Genomic DNA, 23,958 nt, shown 5'->3' on the forward strand with positions numbered 1-23,958 from the left:
CAGCGCACGGGAGGTTTGCGGACATTCCCGGCCTGGATGCGGTGAGGCGGGGACGCCGGGAGCGGGGGCGGCCGACGGGCCGGGACCGGGCTGCGTGATGATCCTCCTGCACTGTCACGACCTCAGGGGGAACCCCATGCGCGCCCTTCCGATCGCCGTCACCGTCCTCGCGGCGGCCCTCACTCTGACCGCCTGCGACGACAGCGGCGGAGGGGGCGCGGACAAGAAGAAGCCGGCCGCGGCCTCCGGCACCTGCGCGGCCGGCAAGTTCGCCCTCGAGGTCGGCCCCGGCAACACCGCCCCGGTCGCCGGGGACACCGGCAACATCCCCGTCACCGTCACCAACCGCGGCTCCGCCGACTGCACCCTGAAGGGCTTCCCGGGCGTCGAGCTGTCCGGCGGCGGCACCTCCTGGCCGGTCGCCGAACAGCAGCCCGCCAACCCGCAGAAGGTGACACTGCAGCCGGCCGAGGCGGCCACCTTCACGCTCACCTACGTACGGGGGCCGAAGGGCGATCCGAAGAAGAGTGCCGCCGCGAAGAACGTGAAGATCTCGCTGTCCGCGGGCGGCGACGCGCAGAGCTTCCCGTGGACGTACGGGGAGGTGGCACTGAAGACGGCGAGAGCGCCGGACGCCTCGGTGAGCCCGTTCCAGACCGCGGGCGACTAGGCCCTGCCGTGGGACCTGTCCGGTCGGCTTCCGGACGGCGGGCGCGGCCCGGTCGGCTTCGGGACGGCGGGCGCGGCCCGGTCGGCTTCCGGACGGCGGGTGCGGCCCGCGGGCGTGAGCGAGTCGGCTTCCGGACGGCGGACGCGGCCCAGTCGGCTTCCGAAGGCGGCGGGCGCGAGCCCAGTCGGCTCGCGCCGGTGGTCGGGTCAGCGCAGCGGGGGCCGGGATCTGACCTGGGCGCGGTCGGCCGCCGCCGCGCCCTGTTCCCAGCCGGCCGCGTCACTGACCCCGCGCAGCCGGGTGGTCACGGTCCGCGGGAACATGCGCTCCGTCTCGTCCGTGACCGCCACGTCGCGGGCCGCGAGTACGGGCAGCAACTCCCCCTCGCTGTCGGGCAGTTGTCCCTCCGCGGCGGCCGCGAGCCGGTCGCCGATCCGGTGCGCGTAGGCGGCCAGGAAGGACTGCCGGAAGGTCTTCGTACGCTTCCGGCCCCCGGCCCGCTGGGCCGCCTCCGCCTTGGTCATCGCGGCCGTGGCCTGCACGAGGAGGGAGGTGTACAGCAGCTCGACCGCCTCCAGGTCCGGCTCGAAGCCGACCAGGGTCGAGAACCCGTACGCCTCGTTCCACACCGCCCGGCAGCGGTTCGCTCCGGCCACCGCGTCCAGGAGCACCGCCTTGGCCGTCTCGTACGGCGACTCGATGCCGATCCGGCAGGCGCCGGGTGCGTCCTTGGCGTGCGTGCGGGCGGCGAGCAGCGCCTCGTCGATGCTGTGCCGCGCCATCAGTTCCTGCGCCTTCGCGCTCAGCGCCTCCGCCTCCTCCGGAAACCCGGTCGCCTCCGCCTTGGCGAGCAGCGCGCGGATACGGCTGAGCATGCGGGTGTCCTGCGAGGCCTGACGGGAGCCCAGGCCGGCGGTCCCCCGGGGCGGGTCGAGGGGCTCGATGCCGGGGAGCCGCAGGAGCAACCGGTACAGCTCCAGTACGGCGGTGGCGTGCGAGAAGCGGTCCGTGCACGGGGGCGTCGCCGTCGCGCCGGCGGCCAGCTCGTCGAGCTGCGCGGCCCACCGCGGCCCCCGGCTCCCTTCCTGCCGCTGCCGCGCCTGCGCCCGGATCAGCTCGGAGACCAGGCGCACATGGACGTCGTCCAGATCACGCCGCACGAGGCGTACGACGTCGGCGGGCTGCCAGCCGCGACGCCAGGCCGCGGCGACGAACTCCTCGCCGCGCCGGGTGAGTTCGAGGTCGGCCGCGGGGTCGGCCGCGAGCAGCGAGGCGCCCGTGTCGAGGGCCGCGTCGACGACGCGGGTACCGCCCGCTCGGGCGCCGCCGGGAGCGGTGGCATAGAGGGCCGCCTCGAAGGCGCGCTCCACGGTGCTGGACGTGCTGCTCATCCCTCGATCGTGCCATGCGTCCGGGAGAGCGGACCGGGGCCTCCCGGACGCGGGCCGCCAGGATGGGCACCGGGCCGGAAGCCCCGGCGGGGGTAGGGCCGGCCCTACCCCGTGGACGCCCCCTGGTGGTCGTGTGTGCGCGGTCGCCGGACGGTTCGCTGGAGGCATGACCACCACAGCCGTACGTATCCGATCCCTGCGCCGTCACTACGGTGCCGTCGCCGCCCTGGACGGGGTCGACCTGGACTTCGCCGCCGGGAGCTTCACGGCGGTGATGGGACCGTCCGGGTCGGGCAAGTCGACGCTGCTCCAGTGCGCGGCGGGGCTCGACCGGCCGACCTCCGGGACGGTCGCCGTGGCCGGAGTGGAACTGGCCGGGCTGAGCGAGCGGCGGCGGACGCTGCTGCGGCGGGAACGGATCGGTTTCGTCTTCCAGTCCTTCAACCTGCTGCCGTCGCTGACCGCAGCGCAGAACGTCGCGCTGCCGCTGCGGCTGGCCGGCAGGCGGCCGTCGCGGGACGCGGTGCGCGAGGCGCTGGCCCGAGTGGGGCTGGCCGAGCGCGCCGGACACCGCCCGTCGCAGCTGTCGGGCGGCCAGCAGCAGCGGGTCGCCCTGGCGCGGGCGCTGATCACCCGCCCCGCCGTCCTCTTCGGCGACGAGCCCACGGGAGCCCTGGACACCACGACCGGCCGTGAAGTGCTCCTGCTTCTAAGGGAGTTGGTGGACACGGCGGGCCTGACGACGGTGATGGTGACGCACGATCCGGTCGCCGCCTCGTACGCGGACCGGGTGGTCTTCCTGGTGGACGGACGGGTGCACGGGGAGCTGTCCGCACCGACGGCCGGGGAGGTCGCCGCCCGGCTGACGGGCCTCGAAGGCGGCGGGCGCGCCGCGGCCGGGAGCCCGGAGCGTGTGACGTGCTGACCTGGTCGTCGCTCCGTACCCGCTGGGCCTCCTTCCTCGGGTCCTTCGTCGCCGTCGTCCTCGGCGTCGGCGTGATGACGGCGATGGGGCTCGGTCTCGCCGCGACGCTCGACGCGCCCCCGCGCGAGCCCCAGCGCTTCGCCGGCTCGCCCGTCGTGGTCATGGGCCGGGACACGCTCACCGTGGAGGTCCGGCGCGGGACGGACATCGCGCACATCACCAAGAAGCTGGCGCATCCACACCCTGTGGACAACGAACTGCTGCGCAGACTCAGGGACTTGGGGCCGGTACGGACGGACGGCCCGGCGCGGGACGCGGTCGGCGTCGACGCCCCCGCCGCGGCCGTACGCGAGGTCGTCCGCGAAGCCGGGCGGTCGGGCGGCGGTGCCCGGGTGCTGACCGGTGACGACCGCCTGCTGGCCGACCCAGCGACGGCCCGGGACGCCGAGGCGCTGGTCGGGGTCAACGCCCTGCTGGGGACCGCGGCCGGGGTGACGGCGTTCGTCTCGGTCTTCGTGACCGCCTCCACGTTCGCCTTCGTGGTCGCCCTGCGGCGAAGGGAGTTCGGGCTGCTGCGGCTGGCCGGGGCGACGCCGGGACAGGTGCGGCGGATGCTGCTCGGCGAGGCCGCGGCGCTGGGGGTCGCGGCCTCGGCCGTCGGGTGCACGCTGGGGGCATGGGCGGCGCCGCGGCTGGTGCGGGCGCTGGTCGACGGCGGGGTCGCGCCGTCGTGGTTCGCGCTGCGGGGTACGACCCACTGGCCGTACGAAGTCGCTTTCTGCACCGGCGTGCTGGTCGCCGTCACGGGTGCGTGGGCCGCCTCTCGGCGGGCGGGCCGGACCGGTCCCGCCGAGGCGCTGCGCGAGGCGGCCGTGGACACCGGGGCGATGCCGTGGACGCGGCGGACGCTCGGCGTCGGACTGCTCGCGTGCGGACTCGGGTTGCTGGCCTGGAAGTTGGGGACGGAACCGGCCGAGCTGCTGAAGCGGAAGACGTACACGACCCAGCCCATGGTCCTCATCACGGCAACGGCCGCGCTGGCACCCGCGCTGGTGCGCCCCCTCATGCGGCTCGTACGACTGCCGGGCACGAGCGGTCTGCTGATCCGCGAGAACGCGCGCACATCGGTCCGCCGGACGTCCGCGGTCGCCGCGCCGGTGCTGGTGACGGTCGCCCTGGCGGGTTCGCTGCTGGGGTCGGCGCAGACAGTCGCGGAGGCCCGGGCCACTGAGGCCCGGCAGCAGACGCGGGCCCAACTCATCGTGACCGCGGACGACTTGATGCCCTTGCGGACAGCCGGGGCTCCGGTGCCGGGGGGCGACTCGACGGGGGTACGCGCATCCGGCGCGGACTCGACGGGGAGACGGGCACTCGGCGTCGCGATGTCGGCGGGGAGACGGGCACCCGGCGTCGCGGTGTCGGCGAACGGCTCGACGGACGTACGGGCACCCGGCGCCACGGTGTCGGGCACCGCGTCCACGGCGGTCTTCGTCCGGGAGGAGAGGACCGCGCTGATCCGGTCCGATGCCCGGGCGGTGACGGACGTGACTGCGTTCGCGGCGGTGACGCGGCTGCCGGTGGTGGCCGGGGACGTACGCGCGCTCGACGACCACTCCATCATCGTGAACGAGGAGTGGGAGCGGCACGAGGTGGGTTCCTGGGTCCGGGTGTGGCTCGGCGACGGACGGCCGGCCCGGCTGCGTATCGCCGCGGTGCTGGCGCGGGGCACGGGGAACAACGGCGCGTACGTGACCGCGGCGAACGCGCCGGGCGCCACCGTCGACCGCCTCGACGTACGGGTGGCGCCCGGGGCGGACTCCGCGGCCGTGGCGACGGCCCTGCGCGCCACCGGCGGACAGGTGCGTACGACGTCGGCCTGGCTGGCCGCCACCCACCCACGCACCAGCCCCCAGACCCGCCTCGGGCTCCTCGTGGTCCTGGGCATCGCCCTCGTCTACACCGGGATCTCACTCGCCGGCACCCTGCTGATGGCGACCTCGGCCCGCGGCCGGGAACTGCGCGCACTGCGGCTGGCGGGGGCCACCCGGGCGCAGGTACTGCGGGTCGTGGCCGGTGAGTCGGTGCTGGCCGTCGGGGTGGGGGCGGTCCTCGGAGCCGCCGTCACCGCCGTGCACCTCGCCGGGCTGGGCATGGCCCTCGGGCGCTTGTCGGCGCCGGTCGCGATGGCGGTGCCGTGGCAGCTCGCGGGCGGCTGCGTGGCGGCCTGCCTGGTGATCGCGGTGGGGGCGTCGGTGACGGGGGCCTGGAGGAAGGGGCGCGCTTGAGCCGGGGGTGCGGGAGTGCCGGGGCGGGAGTGCGCGTAAGCCAGGGGTGCGGGAGTGCCGGGGCGGGGGCGCGCTTGAGCCGGGGCGGGGCCTCGGCTCACGCGGATCGGGGCGGATCGGGGCGGATCGGGGCGGATCGAGGGCGGCTAGGGGGCGGTTAGGGGCTGGGGTGTCACGGCGTCCTGGGGGCCGGGACGGCGACGGCGGCTCGGGCCAGTGCCGTTGCCCGGTCGAGGGCTTCCGCGGCCGGGCACGGCACGTCCGGCTGGACGCCCGTGCCTTCCCAGTTGGTGCCGGAGACCGGGTTGACCGAGCGGCCCACCGGGATGGTGGCCTCCAGGTGCGGGTGGAGCGTCCACCCCTCCCGCGGGTGCGCCCCGCCGCCCGTGGGTTCCCCGACGACGACGGCCCGGTCGAGCTGCTGGAGGTCGTACGTCAGTTCCTCGCCGGCGGAGAAGGTACGGCCGCTGGTCAGCACGTACAGCGGCTTGCTCCCCCCGAAGCGGGCACCGGGGACGTACGGCAGGCTCCAGGACTGCTCAAGACGCTCGCCCGCACGCCAGTACATGGAGTTGAGGTGGGTGCGCTCGTCGAACAGATAGCTGCAGACGAAGGCGACCGTCTCCGGATCACCCCCGGTGTTGCCGCGCAGGTCGAGGATCAGGGCATCCGCACGGGAGACCAGGGTGAGCGCGGCGGTCAGCGGCTCGGCGGACCACTCCAACGGGAAGAAGGCCGGGGCGAGTTCGAGTACGGCGACCCCCGCGGCCTCCAGCCGGATTCCGGGCACGCCGCCCAGCGAGGCGTCGAACTCCCGCCGCATGGCCGACAGTGCGGCGGCTCCCCGGCCCTCGGGGACCGGCTCCACGTGGTGCTTCAGGCGCAGGTGCGGATCGCCGTTCAGTGACTGGAGGTCCGCGGTGACCAGCCGGGCCAGCCGCGCGGCGGCCGCGGTGCCGGCCGGGGGCTCCTTGTCCGGCTCCTTCGCCAGGTCCTTCGCCAGGTCCTTCGCCAGGTCCTTCGCCGGGTCCGTCGCCAGGTCCGTCGCCAGGTCCGTCGCCAGGTCCTTCGCCGGGTCGGTGGCGGGGCTCGTGACTGCGAGGTCGTACGCGCCCTCGGCGAGGCGGCGGCGCAGCAGGGCGGCCAGCCGGTCGGCGACTTCGGGGAAGACGTAGTGCTCCACGACGAGCCGGGCGGTCTCGTTCACGATGCCGGATACATCGGGCAGATCGCGTATGTCGCTGTCAGAAGTGGGGCCGGACGGCGCCGTTTTGGTGGTCATGGGAGGTGAGTACAGCAGGGGGCTTGCGAAAGCGTCAAGAGAATTGGACGCTTGACGCATGAACGACGCACCGATCTCGCCTCCGCCACCCCAGGACGGGCGGCCCGCCTCCGCCGACCCCGGGGAACCACCCCAGGCCGACCCCGGGGAACCACCCCAGGCCGACCCCGGGGAACCACCCCAGGAGGTTCTTGAGATCACCGCGCCCGAGCAGTTCGCGGCGCTCGCCCATCCCCTGCGCCAGCGACTGCTGTTCTCGCTCGGGCACCGGCCGGCCACCATCAGCGGGCTCGCGGCGCAGCTCGGCGTCGGCAAGGGCAATGTGGCGCACCATCTCAAGGTGCTGCGCACGGCAGGGCTCGTACGGGTCGCCCTGACGCGGAAGGTCCGGGGCGGGACCGAGCAGTACTACCAGCGGGTGGCCCGGCGGCTCCTGGTGGCCGAACCGCAGGCGGCGGGCACGGCCGCCCTGCTCGGCGCGGTCGCCCAGGAACTGGACCGCTCCCCCGGCGACCCTCTGCTGACCCTTCGGCATCTGCGCCTGACGCCGGAGCGAGCGCGTCAACTCGCCGACACACTCGCCGAGTTGGTCGACGGAGCCGAGGAGGACGCGGAGGGCGAAGCCGTACACGGGGTGCTGGTGGCGATGTACGAGCATGCGCCGGCAGGTGGGGCGGGAAGCGGGGCGGGGAGCGACTGACGCCGACCGGGCCGACCGCCGGGCCCGGAAAGGAAATGGGGCGTCAGCCTGGGGCGTCAACTTGGGCGTCAACTTGGGTGTCAACTTGGGTGTCAACTTGGGTGTCAACTTCGGGTTGACGACCAGGGGCTGTCAACCTACGGTTGACGCATGACGACGAACCCGATCGGCACGCCATCCGTACGTCTCGACGACCTCATCGCGGCCATCAAGAAGGTCCACACCGACGCGCTCGACCAGCTCCAGGACGCGGTGATCGCCGCCGACCACCTGGGCGACGTGGCCGACCACCTGATCGGACACTTCGTGGACCAGGCCCGGCGTTCGGGCGCCTCCTGGAGCGACATCGGCAAGAGCATGGGCGTCACCCGGCAGGCTGCCCAGAAGCGCTTCGTACCGAAGGGCTCCGGCGAGCCCGCCGACCTCGACCCCAGCCAGGCCTTCGGCCGCTACACCCCCCGCGCGCGGAACGTGGTCATGGCCGCGCACAACGCGGCGAAGGCCGCGGGCAGCACCGAAGGCCTCCCCGAGCACCTCGTCCTCGGTCTGCTCGCGGAGCCCGAGGGACTCGGCGCGCTGGCGATCACCGCGCAGGGCGTGTCCCTGGACGCCGTCCGCGAGGCCGCGTCCGCCGCCCTTCCCGCGGCCGCCGCCGAGGTCCCCGAACTCGTCCCGTACGGGCCCGCTGCCAAAAAGGCCCTGGAACTCACCTTCCGCGAGGCCCTCCGCCTCGGCCACAACTACATCGGCACCGAACACGTCCTGCTGGCCCTCCTGGAACAGGAGAACGGCGACGGCGTCCTGACCGGCCTGGGCATCGACAAGGCGACCACCGAGTCCCACGTCACGCAGGCGATCTCGGACATCGTCAACTCCCGTGGGGAGACGACGACGGACTGACCGGGGGCGGACCGAGCGGGGCGAGGTCCCTCTTGTTCAGCTTGTACGGCTTGTACGGCTTGTACGGCTTGTACAGCGCGGGGCGCCCGGCGCCTCTTGCGCAGCGCGTGGCGGGCGCGTTGTCAGACCCCCCTGCCACACTCGCAGCATGAGTGACCGGTGGGCTCTCGCGCCGGCCGAGGACGGCGGTGTGGAGGTCGCCGTCCTCGGCCCGGACGGGCTGCCCGCCGGACCGGTGCGCCGGGAGGCCGATCTCGGCGAGGCCGTGCGGGCCCGGCCGGACGTGGTCCGCTGGGTCTGGCGTTCGACGGCCGAGGTGTATCCGCACCTGCTCGCCACGGGGGTGCGAGTGGAGCGGTGTTACGACATCGAGGATGCCGAAGGCCTGCTGCTCGGCCACGAGGGCCGCCTCGGCGAGCCCAGGTCGGCGGCCGCCGCGCTGGCAAGACTGCGCGGCGGCCCCGTACCACCGGATCCGCCGCAGCGCTCCGCCGAGCCCGGCTCGCAGTCCTCCCTCTTCGAACCGCGCCCCGCCCACGTACCCCTGCGCGACCTCCTGGAGGTGTACGCGGATCAGCAGCGCCGCCATGACGAGACCGCGCACCCCGAGCGGATGCGGCTGCTCACCGCCGCCGAGTCGGCGGGGATGCTGGTGGCCGCGGAGATGAACGCGTGGGGGCTGCCCTGGAGCGCCGAAGTCCACCGCGAGGTCCTGCACGAGCTGCTCGGCGAGCGCTACCCGGGCGGTGGCGAGCCCCGGCGCCTCGCGGAGCTGGCGGACGAGGTGTCGGCCGCGTTCGGCAGACGCGTGCGCCCGGACCTGCCCGCGGACGTCGTCAAGGCCTTCGCCCAGGCCGGGATCCGGGTCAAGTCCACCCGGCGCTGGGAGATCGAGTCCCTCGACCATCCGGCCGTGAAGCCGCTGATCGAGTACAAGAAGCTGTACCGCATCTGGGTCGCGCACGGCTGGTCGTGGCTCCAGTCCTGGGTGCGCGACGGCCGCTTCCGGCCCGAGTACCTGGCGGGCGGGACGGTCACCGGCCGCTGGGTGACCAACGGCGGCGGGGCCCTGCAGATCCCCAAGGTGATCCGGCGCGCGGTGGTCGCCGACCCCGGCTGGCGGCTCGTCGTGGCCGACGCCGACCAGATGGAGCCCCGGGTGCTGGCGGCGATCTCGCGCGACCCGGGCCTGATGGAGGTCGCCGGCCGAGCGAGCGACCTGTACCAGTCGGTATCGGACCGGGCCTTCTCCGGCGACCGTGCCCAGGCGAAGCTCGCGGTCCTGGGCGCGGTGTACGGACAGACGTCCGGCGACGGCCTGAAGAACCTCGCCCTGCTGCGCCGCCGCTTCCCGAAGGCCGTCGCGTACGTGGACGACGCGGCCCGGGCGGGCGAGGAGGGCCGGCTGGTGCGGACCTGGCTGGGGCGGACGTGCCCACCGGTGGCGGGCTCCGCCGAGGCGGCCTCGGAGGAGGCGGGCATCCCGCAGGACGACCCCGCGGACCTCACCGATGCCGCCGGCGGTGCCGACCAGGCCTGGGTCCCCGGTTACGCGTCCACCAACTCCCGCGCCCGCGGCCGCTTCGCCCGCAACTTCGTGGTCCAGGGCAGCGCCGCCGACTGGGCCCTGCTGATGCTCGCCGCCCTCCGCCGCACCTGCGCGGAGCTGGCCGCCGAGCTCGTCTTCTTCCAGCACGACGAGGTGATCGTGCACTGCCCCGCCGAGGAGGCCGACTCGGTGGTGCAAGCCATCCGCGAGGCGGCGGACCTCGCGGGCCGGCTCACCTTCGGGGAGACCCCGGTCCGCTTCCCGTTCACCACGGCGGTGGTGGAGTGTTACGCGGACGCGAAGTGAGGTGAGTCCGGACGGCCCCGTCCGCCGTCGCGGGACGACGGCGCCGTAGCGGGAGCTGTTTTACTGCTTGCCGTCAACCGCGGGATTGCGGGCCTCGGGTCGTTCATGTCGTGAAACCAACAGGGGTCGCCGGCCGCTCGATGGACCCCGGATCCCCAGTATTGGTACAGACCTTGACCCCGTATCGACGGGCTTGTTCAATGCCACTGAAACCTTTCGGACACCCCCACACCACCGCTTCCCGGGGACGCCTGACGCCTCGTCCGCCCCCATGGGAGCGCCTCTCCCCTTCACAAGCCGAACAGCAGCCGGCACGACCTGAGCAGCACCCAGTACGGCCTGAACAGCATCCTGTACGGCTCGAACAGCATCCTGTACGGCCTGAACAGCATCCGACCGGCGCTAGGCACACCCCGCAGTCAACGAGTGGACCCCCACCGCGGCGCAGTGCGTCACCGCCGCCTCCGGCACCCCTGGCCGGCCAGCACCGCGAACCGGCATCGATGAGTTTCAAGGCCCGGGCGGTTCCCGGGACGCAGCGACCCGACGTGCCATGTCCCACGAGACGGGAGACACACTGTGCGAACAGCCGTCCTCAAGATCCCGAGATCCGCAGCGGCGTTGGTCTTCGCCGCGTCCTTGGTCGTGACGGGCTTACAGGCCCGGCCGGCTCAAGCCGCAGGCGAGCCGTACCGCGATCCGACGCTGCCCGTGCCGACCCGTGTGGAGGACCTGCTCTCCCGGATGACCCTGGACGAGAAGATCGGCCAGATGACCCAGGCCGAGCGGGCCTCCGTCACCACCGCCAACGTCCCGGCCTACGGGCTCGGTTCACTGCTCTCCGGCGGCGGCTCCGCGCCCTCGCCCAACAACGCGACGTCCTGGGCGAACATGTACGACGGCTTCCAGAACGCCGCGCTCACCAGCCGCCTCGGCATCCCGGTCATCTACGGCGTCGACGCCGTGCACGGCCACAACAACGTCTACGGCGCCACGATCTTCCCGCACAACATCGGTCTGGGCGCCACCCGCGACCCCGCCCTCGTCCAGCAGATCGGCCAGGCCACGGCGCAGGAGGTCTCGGGCACCGGTATCGACTGGGACTTCTCGCCCTGCCTGTGCGTCGTACGCAACGACCGATGGGGCCGCAGCTACGAATCCTTCGGCGAGAAGCCCGAAGTGGCCACGATGATGACCAGCTACATCAACGGTATGCAGGGCAGCTCCCTCAACGCACCCGGGTCCGTGCTGGCGACCGCCAAGCACTTCATCGGCGACGGCGGCACCGACAACGGCGTCAACGCGGGCAACGCGACCCTGACCGAGGCCCAACTGCGCGCCACCCACCTGCCGCCCTTCCAGGAAGCGGTCCGGCGCGGCGTCGGCTCGGTCATGATCTCGTACAACAGCTGGAACGGCGTGAAGGACCACGGCAACCAGTACCTCATCACCACGCTGCTCAAGGGCGAACTCGGCTTCTCCGGCTTCGTCGTCTCCGACTGGAACGGCATCGACGAGATCGACGGCCAGACCGGCTTCACCGCGGCCGAGGTGAGCAAGGCGATCAACGCCGGCATCGACATGGTCATGGTGCCGACCGACTGGCAGCGGTTCATCAGCACCCTGCGCGCCGAGGTGAACAACGGCCATGTGCCGATGTCACGCATCGACGACGCCAACCGGCGCATCCTCACCAAGAAGTTCCAACTCGGCCTGTTCGAGAAGCCGTTGACCGACCGCAGCTACACCCCGACGGTCGGCTCCGCCACCCATCGCGCACTCGCCCGCCAGGCGGTGCGCGAGTCCCAGGTCCTGCTGAAGAACTCCGGGAACATCCTCCCGCTGGCGAAGACCAACAACAAGATCTTCGTGGCCGGCAAGAGCGCCGACAACATCGGTTACCAGTCGGGCGGTTGGACCATGTCGTGGCAGGGCGGCAGCGGCGCCACCACACCCGGCACCACCGTCCTGCAGGGGATCCGGTCCGCCGCCGGCACGGGCACCACCGTCACGTACAACGCCAACGGCACGGGCATCGACAGCTCGTACAAAGCGGCCGTCGCCGTCGTCGGCGAGACACCGTATGCCGAGGGCGCCGGAGACCGGCCCGGCTCGATGAGCCTGGACAGCACCGACCTCAACACCATCGCCACGCTCAGGGCGTCCGGGGTGCCGGTGATCGTCGTACTCGTCTCCGGCCGCCCACTGGACATCGCCGCCCAACTGCCCAACTGGAACGCCCTGCTCGCGGCCTGGCTGCCGGGAACCGAGGGCAACGGCGTCTCCGACGTCCTGTTCGGCGACTACGCCCCGACCGGCACACTCCCCAGCACCTGGATGCAGTCGGCGAGCCAGCAGCCCATCAACGACGGTGACGGCAAGACCCCCCTGTTCCCCTTCGGGTTCGGCCTCACCTATGGAGCACCGGCCGGCCACAGCGCGTACGACGTGACGCAGGCGGAGAGTTACACGTCCCAGTCCGGTACGCAGACGGAGACGACGACGGACACCGGCGGCGGCCAGGACGTGGGGTACATCACCGCGGGCGACTGGCTCGCCTACGGCGCCGTGGACTTCGGGTCGACGACCGCGGCCTCGGTGACGACACGGCTGGCCTCGGCCTCCGCGACCGCCGGCGCGATCCAGTACCGCCTGGACAGCACGACCGGGCCGGTCGTGGCCACCGTCCCGGTCACCAGTACCGGCGGCTGGCAGACCTGGACGAGTCCCAAGGTCAATCTGTCGGGCGCCGCGACCGGTGTGCACACCCTCTATGCCACCTTCACGTCCAACGGCTCCGGGGATCTGGTCAACCTCAACTGGTTCCAGTTCGCGCGGTAAGGACAGCCGATCGGCCGAGCCAACTCACGTCTCCCCATGGAACCGTTGACCAGATGTTAACGATCCATTGGCGCGATCCAATATGATCCTTTCATCGGATCTGGTCCGACGGCGCGCGCGTACAACGCGCAGCTCGGGGGAGTGCCGCCGCCGAAACCGGATCCGGGACGCGAGAAGGCTCCGGTCATCAGAGGTGAATGACCGGGGCCTTCGTCGTCGCGTTTTCGCGTCGCGCACCACCTGGCGCACGGACGACCGCTGCTGCCACAGCCCAGGACGGGCTCCCATTGCTGTTGTCACAGCCCAGGACGGGCTCCCATTGCTGTTGTCACAGCCCGGGACGGGCTCCCATTGCTGCTGTCACAGCCCAGGACGGGCTCCCATTGCTGCTGTCACAGCCCAGGACGGGCTCCCATTGCTGCTGTCACAGCCCAGGACGGGCTCCCGTTGCTGCTGTCACAGCCGGGGACCTCAGATGACGGGTGGCCGCCCCAGCCGCGTGAGCCGCCACACGGTCCGCCACCGCATCGGCCGCCGCTCGCCGCCCGAGGCGCGGAAGCCCTCCACGAACCCCCCGAACCAGGCCCGCAGTCCACCCAGGGACCGAGTCCGTACGAGGGTGAGCAGCATCCAGATGCCGAGGTGGACGGGGATGAGGGGAAGGGGCAGCCGCCGCCGGACGAGCCAGACGCGGTTGCGGGCGGTCACCCGGTGGTAGATGGCGTGCCGCGCGGGCGAGGTCTTGGGGTGCTGGAGCAGCAACTCGGGCTCGTACAGGACGGTCCACCCGGCGTCGGCTGCGCGCCAGGCGACATCGGTCTCCTCGTGCGCGAAGAAGAACTCGGCGGGCCAGTCACCGATCTCGTCCAGCATCCGCATGGAGAAGGCGTGCCCGCCCCCGAGGAATCCGGTCACCGGTCCGCCGCGCATCGGGTCGCGGGCTCCGACCCTCGGCACATGACGCCGCTGTGTCTCGCCGTGCTCGTCGGCGATCCGGAACCCGACGATGCCGAGCCGGGGGTCACCAGTGTAGAGATCACGCACCCTGCGCAGCACGTCCGCGTCGACGAGCAGCCCGTCGTCGTCGAGTTCGACGACGACATCGACGTCCCCGAACTCCCGCAGCTTCGCGAGGCCGACGTTCCGCCCGCCCGGGCACCCGAGGTTCTCGTCCACCTCGATGGCGGTGACCTCACCCGGCAGCCCGAGCCGCTCGGCGAAGTCGGGCAACGGGCAGCCGTTGCCGACGATCACGATCCGCGCAGGCGCGACGTCCTGCTTGGCCACGGAGGCGAGCAGCGCGTCGACCTCGACGGGCCGGTTCCCCATGGTCACCACGGCGACCGCGATCCGCGGTTCCTGCGCCACGACATGCACCCCATCTCGACCGACGACTCGCCCGCGATGCTAGCCGTTAACCACGCAGCCGCCTTGCGTACGCCCACACTCCGTGCGCCATACGATCCCCGGCCCCCTTCCCCAGACGCTGCCTCGTTATGGCAAGGCATGCGCGCATCTCTACGTCAACGGAGTGCGGCGCGTCAGTCAGTGCCACCACATCACGAAGTGAGTTGTTCATGATCGAGCCGCAAAGGGCCCCGGATGCGACCCAGGCATGGCGAACAAGGCGGCGCCGGACCGGAATCGCCGCGTTCCTCGTGGGCCTGATCGCCACACTCGCGTTCTTCGCGTTCTTCCCCGGACTCCCGCACGTCATTGACTGGGGAGCGATTCTCACTACCCTCGCCGTGGGCGGACTCGCCCAATGGGGCTGTCAGTCCTGGATGACAAGAACGCTGAAGGGAAAGGCCGAACGCATGTGATCACCTCGGTGGAGGCAGGGATGCGGCTCCACCGAACCCCTCGAACGCGGTGTCCGGGTCGGCAGGCCCGCCACCGACGAGGCGACCGGCCGACATCCCCGCCCGGGCCGCAGCGGCCATCGCGTCCGCCGCGGGTCGATCAGTCCCCGCCTCCGGGATACGACCGCGAGACCTACTACCGCACCAGCCTCGCGAGCAGCGTGGCAAGGTCGGCCACGAACTGGAGCCAGGGGCGGGCCCGTTCCGCCCGGCGTCCGAGCCGTCGCCCCAGGCCGGACCGTCTGCTCTCCCGCCGCTGCAGCGCCTTGTCCCGCACCCGCTGTAAGGACCTGATCCGCTGCACCCCGATGTGCTGACGTCGCCTCATAACGGGACGCTAGCGGGGCCGAGTTCGGGGACACAGCTGACGGGATCGACAAATCACCTCGGCGGTTATTGGGGGTAACCGGGAGGTTTCTGCCCAGGGGTGGGGCCGCCTGCATCGCACGTACTCGCCGTGGTTCGGCAGGGCAGTTCGTCGGCCCTGCGGGGTGATCCCCGTGGTTGTCGACGTCTCGTCGGCTGATGTCCCCGCGCCTCGCGCCGGCGGCGTCAGGCCGAGGCCCAGCAGCCGTGGCGGCTCCCTGATCCGGCTCCGGCCGGTTGGTCTGGGGGCCGGATCAGGTGAACGTGCCGTCAGTCCTCCAGGCGGAACGGCATCAGGAGCGAGAGGGTGCCCTCGTCGTCGGGCCGACGGATCGCGATCGGCGCCGTGGGTGTGCCGAACTCCAGAATCAGTCGGGCCCGGGCACCGGCGGCCAGCGCGTCCAGCAGGAACTTACGGTTGACTGCCACGCGGTTCGGGTCGTCGTCATCGTCAGTGCAGACGGTCACCGTGCCGCCGTCCTCCACCCTGAGCACACTGAGGTCATGCGCTCCGGCCTCGCCGGAACGGACCGGACCGGTCTCCAGGGCCTTCCGGAAAGCCGTCACCTCGACGAGAGCGCGGCGCCCGCCGGCCGCGGGCAGGAGACGACGATAGTCGGGGAAGTCGTGGTCGAGGCACTGACCGGCCGCCTGCCTGTCCCCGACCTCCAGTGTCACGCGGTCACCGTCGACAGAGAGCCGCACGGGCCCCTCGCTGTCCAACAGCGCCCGCATCGCGACGGCGAGCGGAGTGGGCACGATGACCTGCACTCGGCTTCCGTCGTGCCCGGCGATACCGGCCTGTGCGACAGCCATTCGGTACCGGTCGGTGGCCACGACGTGGAGGCTCTCGCCCTCGATGTCGAACAGGACCCCGCCGAGCATCGGCAGCTCCGGGTCGGTACTCGCCGCGAAACGGACCGTGTCCAGCGCGGCTGCCAGCTCCGGCGCAGCGATGGACAGCCGGACGGTGGCGATGCGGAGCGACGTCATGACATTCTCCCTGTGATCGAGCAGTGCGTGGACCGCGGAGAACTCGCTGCGGGCATCGGACAGCCCCTGTTCGAGACGGCGCAGATGCGCCTTGAGCAGTTTCCGGACCAGATCACGGTCCGCGCCGGACCAGCTGGCCAGCGCCAGCCGGATGTCCGCCAGCGGCATCCCGGCCCGGCGCAAGCGGGCCAGCAGCCGGGCCTCTTCGAACTGCTCGGGTTCGTACCAGCGGTAACCGCTCACCGGATCCACCCAGGCCGGAACCAGCACGCCGGCACGGTCGTAGAACCGCAGGGCGCTCACACCCAGGCCGCTGTCGCGGGCCATATCGCCAATGCTGCGCATGTCGTTCTCCACACCCAGCACTCTGTTCCCTGAACAAGGTCGAGGGTCAACCTTGCTCCCGAGCGGATCTCGCGACAGCGGAAGGCGGGTGCCTGCGGGCCGAGGGCAGTCAGGCGGCACTGCGTCAATTGCCTGCCCTGGCCTCCCCTGACCTTCAGCGGAGGAATTCAGTGCTCAGCGCCCCCGACTCAGACAGTCAAGGAAAAAGCAAAAGCCCCAGGTCACGGCGAGTGAGAGTCTGGGGCTTCTACAGAGCCGCCTTCGGGATTCGAACCCGAGACCTACGCATTACGAGTGCGTTGCTCTGGCCATCTGAGCTAAGGCGGCGCGCTGTCCGCACTATGGTGCGATCAGCAACGTCGGTAAGTCTACACAGTTTCCAAGGGTGCTCCGTACACGCCCCGGGGCCTGCGCCGCCGGGGCGTGCGGAGGTGCTATGAGCAGCGCTTTCCCTTGCTGGGCGGGATGCCCTGGAGCAGGTATCGGTTGATCGCGGAGTCGATGCAGGTGCTCCCGCGGCCGTAGGCGGTATGACCGTCGCCGTTGTACGTGAGGAGGGTCGCGGAGGAGAGCTGGTCGGCCAGAGACTGCGCCCACGGGTAGGGGGTGGCCGGGTCCCGGGTGGTGCCGACCACCAGGATCGGGGCCGCGCCCTTCGCCTCGATGCGACGGGACTCACCGGTGGGCTTCACCGGCCAGTACGCGCAGTTCAGGGAGAGCCACGCCAGGCCCTTGCCGAAGACCGGGGACGCCTTCTCGAAGTCGGGCAGCGCCTTGTCCACCTGGTCGGGGCCGGAGAAGGCCGCCGGAAGGTCCAGGCAGTTCACGGCCGCGTTGGCGAACATCAGGTTCGTGTACTTACCGTCCGCGTCCCGCTCGTAGTAGCTGTCCGAGAGGACGAGCAGACCGGCGCCGTCCTTCTCCTTCATGGCCGAGGTGAGCGCCTCGCGCAGCTGCGGCCAGGCGCCCTCGTCGTACATCGCCGCGATCACGCCGGTGGTGGCCAGCGCCTCCCCGAGCTTGCGTCCGTCGACGTCGCCCGTCGGGATGGGCTCCTTGTCGAGCTGCGTGAAGAACGCCTTCAGGTTCTTGCCCACCTGGTCCGTGCTCGTGCCCGCCCGGCCCAGCGGGCAGTCGCTCTGCCGTACGCAGTTCTTCGCGAAGGACTGGAACGCCGTCTCGAACCCGGCCGTCTGGTCCTCGTTCATCCTGCGGGCCGACAGCGACGGATCCATCGCGCCGTCCAGCACGAGGCGCCCCACCTTGTCCGGATAGAGCCCGGCGTACGTCGCCCCGAGGAACGTGCCGTACGAGGCACCCACGTACGACAGCTTCCGGTCGCCGAGCGCGGCGCGCAGGACGTCCATGTCGCGAGCCGCCTCGACCGTCGACACATGCCGCAGGAGATCGGCCGAGCGTTTGCCGCAGCCCTCCGCGAACTTCTTGTAGGCGCCGACCAGTTGGTTCGTCTCCTGCTTGTCGTCCGGGGTGACGTCCGTCTGCGTGTACGTGTCCATCTGGCGGCCGGAGAGGCATTCGACCGGCTCGCTGCGGGCCACCCCGCGCGGGTCGATCGCCACCATGTCGTAACGGGCACGGACCGCCGCCGGGTAACCGATACCCGCGTACGACTGCAGATAGCCGACCGCCGAGCCGCCCGGCCCGCCGGGGTTGACCAGCAGCGAGCCCAGGCGCTCGCCCGGGCCCGTGGCCTTCTTGCGGGCGACGGCCAGCCTGATGCTGCCCGAGGCCGGCTTGGCGTAGTCGAGCGGCGCCTTCATCGTGGCGCACTCGAAGCCGGGGACGCCGCAGGTGCGCCAGGTCAGCTTCTGTCCGTAGTACGGCGACAGCGTCGACGGTGTGGCACGGGGCAGCGCCGCCAGCACCGCGTCCGCCGTCGACGTGCTGGTCGAACCACCCGATGAGCAGGCGGAGATGAGCAACGCGGTGGTGGCGAGCAGCGTGCCGCCGGTGCGGAAGGGGGTACGGAGAGCCCGGATCGTGCGACGGGACGCGGTCGGCCGGTGGGTACGGATCGGCCCGAGGGGGCGCCTGATGTGCATCTCGCGAGCGTAACCGTGCGCAACGGCGTGATCACCATTAGCGACCGATGCGACTCGTACGAGTGATGCCGTCAACCAGCCGCTCCCGAAGGCCCGATGAACGGCCCACCGGCGGCACGAGCCAACGTCACGCCCACCCACCGACCGCACGAGCGCGCCTCGGCCCGACCCCCCAATCGCACGTGCGCCAGTCAGCCCGCGCGCAGCGACACCGTCATCGCCTCGACCGCGAGCAGCGGGGCCACGTTCCGGTCGAGGGCCTCGCGGCAGGCTCCGATCGCGTCGATGCGGCGCAGGGTCGCCTCCGGCGAGCTGGCGCGCGCTATGCGCTCCAGGGAGTCGTGGACCTCCGTGTTGGCGATGGCCACGCGCGAACCGAGCTGCAGGGCGAGCACGTCGCGGTAGAAGCCCGTGAGGTCGATCAGGGCCAGGTCGAGGCTGTCGCGCTGCGTACGCGTACGACGGCGCTTCTGCTTGTCCTCCAGGTCCTTCATGATGCCGGCGGTGCCGCGCGGCATCCGGCCGCCCTTCTCCGCCCCGAGCGCCGTCTTCAGGTCATCGGTCTCCTTCACATCAACCTCTTCGGCGAGCTGCTTGGCGTCCTCCGACGCCGTGTCGATCAGCTCCTGGGCGGCTTTGAGGCAGCCGCCGATGTCGTCGACCCGAAGGGGCAGTTTGAGGACGGCGGCCCGGCGGGAGCGGGCCCGCTCGTCCGTGGCCAGCCGGCGGGCCCGGCCGATGTGCCCCTGGGTGGCGCGGGCGGCGGCGGCCGCGACGGCCGGCTCGATGCCGTCACGGCGTACGAGGATGTCGGCGACCGCGTCCACCGGCGGGGTGCGCAGTGTGAGCAGGCGGCAGCGGGACCGGATCGTCGGCAGGACGTCCTCGATGGACGGCGCGCACAGCAGCCAGACCGTGCGCGGGGCCGGCTCCTCGACCGCTTTCAGGATCACGTTGCCCGCGCCCTCGGTGAGGCGGTCGGCGTCCTCCAGGACGATGACCTGCCACCGCCCGTTCGCCGGGGACAGCTGGGCGCGGCGGACCAGGTCGCGGGTCTCCTTGACGCCGATGGACAGGAGGTCGGTGCGCACGATCTGCACATCCGCGTGCGTGCCCACCAGGCTCGTATGACAGCCGTCGCAGAATCCGCAGCCGGGCACACCGCCCAGCGCGCGGTCGGGGCTCACGCACTGGAGCGCCGCGGCGAAGGCCCGCGCCGCCGTGGAACGGCCGGAGCCGGGCGGCCCGGTGAAGAGCCAGGCGTGCGTCATCTTCGACGCCTCGGGGGGTGCGGTGCTGGTCGTGTTCGCCGTCACCAGCGCGTCGGCGTCACGGGCGGCCGCGGCGAGCTGGGCAGTCACCTTCTCCTGACCCACCAGGTCGTCCCATACGGGCATGGGGCACCGCCCTTTCGTCGCACTTCGCCTTGCCGCGTCCCATTGTGCGGGAGGGGACTGACAACGTGGTCCGGCAGCCGCCCCGACGGCCTCAAGCCGGCGCCCGCCCGGCCGGCTTCAGCACCCGGGGACCGCCCTGACCGACATCAGTGCCGGGGCCCGCCCTGACCGACTTCAGCGCCGGCCCCGGCCTCCCCGGCTTCAGCGCCGGCCCCGGCCTCCACCGGCCTCAACGCCGAGACCCACTCCGACAGGCCTCAGCACCAACGCCCGTCCCGGCCAAGCTCAACGCCATCGCCCGTCCCAACCGGGCCTCAGCACCAACGCCCATCCCAACCGGGCCTCAGCACCAACGCCCATCCCAACCGGGCCTCAGCACCAACGCCCATCCCAACCGGGCCTCAGCGCCGCCGCCCGCCGGTGTCGCGCCCGTCGTCCCAGTCGTCGTCCTCATGCGGGCCGAGCAGCTCGTCCGCCAGGGTCGGCAGGTCGTCCAGTGGGGTCTCCTCCGCCCAGTCGGAGCGGGGCCGGCGGCGCGGACTGCCTTCGGCGTCGACCTGAGGGAGTTCACGGGTGCGGTCGTTGCCGTCCTCGGGCCCGGGGCCCTGGTGCTCGTCGCGGAAGAACCCCGGCGGGACCCTGTCCGCGGGGTCACCCGCGCCTTGGTCCTGCGCCGGAGCCGCGCCCCGGTCACGGTCACGGTCACGTACGGACCCGGCGCCCGCGTCCCGCGGAGCGGCGCCCCTGTCCCGTACCGGAGGCAGCACAGCCGTCTCATCGGCCGGCCGCTCCTCACGTACCGGAGGCAGCACCGCAGTCTCATCGGCGGCCCCCGGAGTCACGGGGGGCAGCACCGCGGTCTCATCAGCCCCCGGCACCACCGGAGGCAGCACAGCCGTCTCGTCCGCCGCACCCTTCGGCGCCGGCGGAATCGGCAGCTTGGCCGTCTCCTCGGCGTCGGACCGCGAGGCGGAACCCCGACCCGTACGGGCCTTGGAACCCGAGCGGGACCCGGAACCCGAGCCCCCACCCGTCCGGTCCCCGGAACCCGCACCCGAGCCGGAACCCGCAGCGCCCCGTCCCTCGGACTCCTCGGACTCGCCCGGCCGGACAGGCCGCAGCACGGCTGTCTCGTCCACCGGCCCACCGGACGCGTTCGACGGCGTCACGACGGGCGTCGGCACGGTCGTCTCGTTGCCGGAAGCCGACGGCGACGACGACGCGCCCGGCGCGCCCGAACCGCCCTCCGACGGCTCCGCCGAAGTCACCGCGGCCGCCGCAGCCGAAGCCGCCGCAGCCTCCGCCGCCTCCGCGGCGGCCCGACGCGCGGCCTCCGCCCGCAACAGGGCCTCCTCGGCCTTCCGCTGCTTCTCCAGGCGGCGTGCTTCCGCCTCGGCCCGCAGCCGCGCCTCCTCCTCGGCCTGCTTGCGCAGCCGGTCCTGCTCGGCGGCCCGCGCCTGCTCCTCGGCGAGCTTGCGGACCCGCTCCTCCTCGGCGCGGCGGCGGGACTCCTCGGCGCGTACCCGGGCCTCCTCGGCCTGGCGCTCGGCCTCGCGCCGCTGAGCCTCCTCCAGCTCGCGCTGCTTGCGCTCCTCCTCCTCGGCGCGCAGCCGGGCGAGCTGCTCCTGGCGCTCGCGCTCCAGGCGCTCCTCCTCGGCCTTGCGCGCGGCCTCCGCCTCAGCCTTGCGGCGCGCCTCTTCCTCGGCCGCCTTGCGGGCCTCCTCCTGGGCCTTCACCTCGGCCTCGGAGAGGGGCAGCATCACGTCGAGGCGGTGCCGGATGACCGTGGTGACGGCCTCGGGCTCCTGGCCCGCGTCGACGATCAGATAGCGGGCGGGGGCGGCCGCGGCGAGCGTCAGGAAACCGGACCGCACGCGCGCGTGGAACTCGGCGGGCTCCGACTCCAGCCGGTCGGGCGCCTCCGTGAACCGCTCACGAGCCGTCTCCGGCGCAACATCGAGGAGCACGGTCAGATGCGGCACCAGGCCGTTGGTCGCCCAGCGCGAGATCCGCGCGATCTCGGTCGGCGACAGATCGCGCCCGGCCCCCTGGTACGCCACCGAGGAGTCGATGTACCGGTCCGAGACGACGACCGCACCCCGCTCCAGCGCGGGCCGCACCACGGTGTCGACGTGCTCCGCGCGGTCGGCCGCGTACAGCAGCGCCTCCGCGCGGTGCGAGAGTCCCGCCGACGACACGTCCAGCAGAATCGACCGCAGGCGCTTGCCGACCGGCGTGGCCCCGGGCTCCCGCGTGACCACGACCTCGTGGCCCTTGGCCCGGATCCACTCCGCGAGGGCCTCCGCCTGCGTCGACTTCCCGGCGCCGTCGCCGCCCTCCAGGGCGATGAAGAAGCCGTTCGTGGCCGCCGCCTGCTCCGGGTCGTCGCCGCCGCGCAGCGCGTCCCGCAGGTCGTGCCGCAGCGGCACTCCGGAGCGGTCGTCGACCTTGGCGAGGACCAGCGCGGCGACCGGCAGCAGCAGCGCGCCGACCAGCATCAGCGTGAAGGCGGCGCCGCCGTGGGCGAAGACGAACTTGCCGTTCTCCAGCCGGTGCGGCCCGATCGCGGCGGCCACCAGGGGCGCGACGAGCGCGCCGAGCGCCACGATCACCCGTACGACCGCGTGCAGATGCTCGGTCGTCCGCGGCCGCCGGTATTCCTCGGTCTCCTGGTCGAGCAGTGTGTGCCCGGTGTTGGCGGCGACGCCCGCGCCGACCCCCGCGAAGCCCATGATCAGCAGCACGGTGGTGACGTCCGGGACGAGCCCGGCGGCGAGCAGCGCGACCCCGGTGAAGGCGATCGCCAGCGCGAGCAGCCGGCGCCGCGACAGCGACGGCAGCACGGCAGGCGCCGTACGGATGCCGATCACGACACCCGCGGTCAGCGCGAACACCAGCAGTCCGTACGTGACCGGTCCGCCGCCCAGGTCCTTGGCGTGCAACACGGATACGGCCACTGCGGCCGCGACGGCCCCGGCGACGGCCGCGCAGGCCGGCACCAGCAGCGGGACGGCTCCGGTGCGGCCCTTGTCGACGCCCGAGCCGGTCTTGGGACGGCGCAGGCCCTCGAGGGGCGACCGCGCGCGCGGGGTGCGGGTGTCGGGCAGTTCGAGGAAGGTCAGCACGGACAGCGAGGCGGCGAACAGCCCGGCCGCGACATACGACGCGAGCGCCGCCTGGTGCTGGTCGAACCAGGCGATCCCGGCGCCCAGCAGGTTGTTGAGCAGCGATACGGCGACCAGCCCGGCGGCCGCGATCGGCACCGCCACGAAGCTGGTCCGCAGGGACAGGCGCCGCAGCGCGTCCAGGTGGTCCGGCAACGGGCGTACCGTCGCGCCCTCCAGGGGCGGCGCGGGCAGCAGCGCGGGCGCGGCGCTCTCGCGGCACACCGTCCAGAAGCGCTCGGCGACACCGGTCACGAAGGCGGTCACCAGGAGCACGGCCGGCGCGTCGTCCGGCGTCCAGTCGATCCACAGGGGCGCGACGATCAGCAGGCCGGCCCGCAGCCCGTCGGCCCCGACCATGGTCCAGCGCCGGTCGAGCGGCCCGTCCTGGGAGGTGAGCGAACTGAGCGGCCCGAGGAGTACGGCGCCGAAGAGCAGCGTGGCGAGAACGCGTGCCCCGAAGACCGCCGCCACGGCGAGGCTCACTCCGCGGTAGCCACCGCCGAAGGTGCCGCCCGCGATGGCCGCCTGGAGCGTGAGGACCACGAGGACGAGCAGGGCGAGGACATCGCCGACACCCCCCACGAGCTGCGCGCTCCACAGCCGTTTCAGCTGCGGTTGGCGCAGCAGCGCCCGGACGGCGCGCTCCCGGGAATCTGCGACCAGGGCGTCGTCGGAGGCCGGATGGTGGGCCGTTGGCTGCTCGGCTCGCGTCATCCTGACAGCCTATCCGGAGGCGCCCGGTCCCCGAAGGGGCGGTCCGAACATGTGGACGCCCCCACACCAGAAGGTGCGGGGGCACACACATAACAAGACTCAGCGCGGCCGCGAATCCGGGAGGCCGCAGCCACCGTCAGAACGGGTCTCCGCCCCGGACGTCGCTGTCAACGTCAGAACGGGTCTCCGCCCCGGAAGCCGT

At 72.5% G+C, this 23,958-nt stretch carries 16 protein-coding genes and 1 tRNA gene; 8 read left to right on the top strand and 9 right to left on the bottom strand.

Going from position 1 to position 23,958, the window contains the following annotated elements:
* Nucleotides 1–136 precede the first annotated feature (136 nt).
* Nucleotides 137–670 carry a DUF4232 domain-containing protein gene (locus tag ACFVYF_RS32900; protein WP_389461327.1) on the top strand — a complete coding sequence of 178 codons (534 nt, stop codon included), beginning with the start codon at nucleotides 137–139 and terminating at the stop codon, nucleotides 668–670.
* A 206-nt stretch (nucleotides 671–876) separates the two neighbouring features.
* On the opposite strand, the gene ACFVYF_RS32905 is transcribed toward ACFVYF_RS32900, so the two are convergent.
* On the bottom strand, nucleotides 877–2,061 hold the full coding sequence (locus ACFVYF_RS32905) for a DUF2786 domain-containing protein (protein WP_389461328.1): 1,185 nt from the start codon (nucleotides 2,059–2,061) through the stop codon (nucleotides 877–879).
* A gap of 166 nt (nucleotides 2,062–2,227) precedes the next feature.
* Between ACFVYF_RS32905 and ACFVYF_RS32910 the strand changes: the two genes are divergently transcribed.
* Nucleotides 2,228–2,986 carry an ABC transporter ATP-binding protein gene (locus ACFVYF_RS32910; protein WP_389461330.1) on the top strand — a complete coding sequence of 253 codons (759 nt, stop codon included), beginning with the start codon at nucleotides 2,228–2,230 and terminating at the stop codon, nucleotides 2,984–2,986.
* A complete protein-coding gene (locus ACFVYF_RS32915; RefSeq protein WP_389461333.1) occupies nucleotides 2,980–5,271 on the top strand; it encodes an ABC transporter permease in 2,292 nt (763 codons plus the stop codon). Before ACFVYF_RS32910 ends, ACFVYF_RS32915 begins: the two co-directional genes overlap by 7 nt.
* Before the next feature lie 172 nt (nucleotides 5,272–5,443).
* On the opposite strand, the gene ACFVYF_RS32920 is transcribed toward ACFVYF_RS32915, so the two are convergent.
* Nucleotides 5,444–6,553 carry a S41 family peptidase gene (locus tag ACFVYF_RS32920; RefSeq protein ID WP_389461335.1) on the bottom strand — a complete coding sequence of 370 codons (1,110 nt, stop codon included), beginning with the start codon at nucleotides 6,551–6,553 and terminating at the stop codon, nucleotides 5,444–5,446.
* A 58-nt stretch (nucleotides 6,554–6,611) separates the two neighbouring features.
* Here ACFVYF_RS32920 and ACFVYF_RS32925 point away from each other — a divergent pair, with 58 nt between their 5' ends.
* The 4 genes from ACFVYF_RS32925 (at nucleotide 6,612) to ACFVYF_RS32940 (ending at nucleotide 12,849) form a co-directional block, all read left to right on the top strand.
* Nucleotides 6,612–7,253, top strand: coding sequence for an ArsR/SmtB family transcription factor (locus ACFVYF_RS32925; protein ID WP_389461337.1), 642 nt, complete (start codon nucleotides 6,612–6,614; stop codon nucleotides 7,251–7,253).
* A 150-nt stretch (nucleotides 7,254–7,403) separates the two neighbouring features.
* A complete protein-coding gene (locus ACFVYF_RS32930) occupies nucleotides 7,404–8,153 on the top strand; it encodes a Clp protease N-terminal domain-containing protein (protein WP_389461338.1) in 750 nt (249 codons plus the stop codon).
* Nucleotides 8,154–8,301: 148 nt separating this feature from the next.
* Nucleotides 8,302–10,008 (top strand): bifunctional 3'-5' exonuclease/DNA polymerase, encoded by a 1,707-nt coding sequence (locus tag ACFVYF_RS32935; protein ID WP_389461340.1) that lies wholly within the window; start codon nucleotides 8,302–8,304, stop codon nucleotides 10,006–10,008.
* 711 nt (nucleotides 10,009–10,719) lie between these two features.
* Nucleotides 10,720–12,849 carry a glycoside hydrolase family 3 N-terminal domain-containing protein gene (locus ACFVYF_RS32940; protein ID WP_389461342.1) on the top strand — a complete coding sequence of 710 codons (2,130 nt, stop codon included), beginning with the start codon at nucleotides 10,720–10,722 and terminating at the stop codon, nucleotides 12,847–12,849.
* A gap of 471 nt (nucleotides 12,850–13,320) precedes the next feature.
* On the opposite strand, the gene ACFVYF_RS32945 is transcribed toward ACFVYF_RS32940, so the two are convergent.
* Nucleotides 13,321–14,217, bottom strand: coding sequence for a glycosyltransferase family 2 protein (locus ACFVYF_RS32945; RefSeq protein WP_389461344.1), 897 nt, complete (start codon nucleotides 14,215–14,217; stop codon nucleotides 13,321–13,323).
* 209 nt (nucleotides 14,218–14,426) lie between these two features.
* Between ACFVYF_RS32945 and ACFVYF_RS32950 the strand changes: the two genes are divergently transcribed.
* Nucleotides 14,427–14,672, top strand: coding sequence for a hypothetical protein (locus ACFVYF_RS32950; protein ID WP_389461346.1), 246 nt, complete (start codon nucleotides 14,427–14,429; stop codon nucleotides 14,670–14,672).
* A 175-nt stretch (nucleotides 14,673–14,847) separates the two neighbouring features.
* Here the strand turns inward: ACFVYF_RS32950 and ACFVYF_RS32955 are convergent, their stop codons facing one another.
* The 6 genes from ACFVYF_RS32955 to tmk form a co-directional block, all read right to left on the bottom strand.
* A complete protein-coding gene (locus tag ACFVYF_RS32955) occupies nucleotides 14,848–15,039 on the bottom strand; it encodes a hypothetical protein (protein WP_389461348.1) in 192 nt (63 codons plus the stop codon).
* Between the two features lie 308 nt (nucleotides 15,040–15,347).
* The gene (locus ACFVYF_RS32960) at nucleotides 15,348–16,415 is read right to left on the bottom strand and encodes a MerR family transcriptional regulator (protein ID WP_389461350.1); all 1,068 of its coding nucleotides are present in this window, start codon (nucleotides 16,413–16,415) and stop codon (nucleotides 15,348–15,350) included.
* A gap of 253 nt (nucleotides 16,416–16,668) precedes the next feature.
* Nucleotides 16,669–16,742, bottom strand: a tRNA-Thr gene (locus ACFVYF_RS32965).
* Between the two features lie 107 nt (nucleotides 16,743–16,849).
* Complete coding sequence (locus ACFVYF_RS32970; RefSeq protein ID WP_389461352.1) at nucleotides 16,850–18,478, bottom strand: alpha/beta hydrolase; 1,629 nt, start codon at nucleotides 18,476–18,478, stop codon at nucleotides 16,850–16,852.
* 191 nt (nucleotides 18,479–18,669) lie between these two features.
* Nucleotides 18,670–19,875, bottom strand: a complete 1,206-nt coding sequence (locus tag ACFVYF_RS32975; RefSeq protein WP_389461353.1) for a DNA polymerase III subunit delta' — start codon at nucleotides 19,873–19,875, stop codon at nucleotides 18,670–18,672.
* A 401-nt stretch (nucleotides 19,876–20,276) separates the two neighbouring features.
* Entirely contained in the window at nucleotides 20,277–23,756 is a 3,480-nt protein-coding gene (gene tmk / locus ACFVYF_RS32980) for a dTMP kinase (protein ID WP_389461354.1), read from the bottom strand.
* Between the last annotated feature and the right edge of the window lie 202 nt (nucleotides 23,757–23,958).

Origin of the sequence: Streptomyces sp. NPDC058274 (genome assembly GCF_042881375.1) — a bacterium.
Taxonomy (GTDB): domain Bacteria; phylum Actinomycetota; class Actinomycetes; order Streptomycetales; family Streptomycetaceae; genus Streptomyces.

Excerpts from the sequence above, each read along its gene's own strand:
- ACFVYF_RS32900 (WP_389461327.1), top strand. The coding sequence starts at position 137 with ATGCGCGCCCTTCCGATCGCCGTCACCGTCCTCGCGGCGGCCCTCACT.
- ACFVYF_RS32905 (WP_389461328.1), bottom strand. The coding sequence starts at position 2,061 with ATGAGCAGCACGTCCAGCACCGTGGAGCGCGCCTTCGAGGCGGCCCTC.
- ACFVYF_RS32910 (WP_389461330.1), top strand. The coding sequence starts at position 2,228 with ATGACCACCACAGCCGTACGTATCCGATCCCTGCGCCGTCACTACGGT.
- ACFVYF_RS32920 (WP_389461335.1), bottom strand. The coding sequence starts at position 6,553 with ATGACCACCAAAACGGCGCCGTCCGGCCCCACTTCTGACAGCGACATA.
- ACFVYF_RS32925 (WP_389461337.1), top strand. The coding sequence starts at position 6,612 with ATGAACGACGCACCGATCTCGCCTCCGCCACCCCAGGACGGGCGGCCC.
- ACFVYF_RS32930 (WP_389461338.1), top strand. The coding sequence starts at position 7,404 with ATGACGACGAACCCGATCGGCACGCCATCCGTACGTCTCGACGACCTC.
- ACFVYF_RS32935 (WP_389461340.1), top strand. The coding sequence starts at position 8,302 with ATGAGTGACCGGTGGGCTCTCGCGCCGGCCGAGGACGGCGGTGTGGAG.
- ACFVYF_RS32950 (WP_389461346.1), top strand. The coding sequence starts at position 14,427 with ATGATCGAGCCGCAAAGGGCCCCGGATGCGACCCAGGCATGGCGAACA.
- ACFVYF_RS32955 (WP_389461348.1), bottom strand. The coding sequence starts at position 15,039 with ATGAGGCGACGTCAGCACATCGGGGTGCAGCGGATCAGGTCCTTACAG.
- ACFVYF_RS32960 (WP_389461350.1), bottom strand. The coding sequence starts at position 16,415 with ATGCGCAGCATTGGCGATATGGCCCGCGACAGCGGCCTGGGTGTGAGC.
- ACFVYF_RS32970 (WP_389461352.1), bottom strand. The coding sequence starts at position 18,478 with ATGCACATCAGGCGCCCCCTCGGGCCGATCCGTACCCACCGGCCGACC.
- ACFVYF_RS32975 (WP_389461353.1), bottom strand. The coding sequence starts at position 19,875 with ATGCCCGTATGGGACGACCTGGTGGGTCAGGAGAAGGTGACTGCCCAG.
- tmk (WP_389461354.1), bottom strand. The coding sequence starts at position 23,756 with ATGACGCGAGCCGAGCAGCCAACGGCCCACCATCCGGCCTCCGACGAC.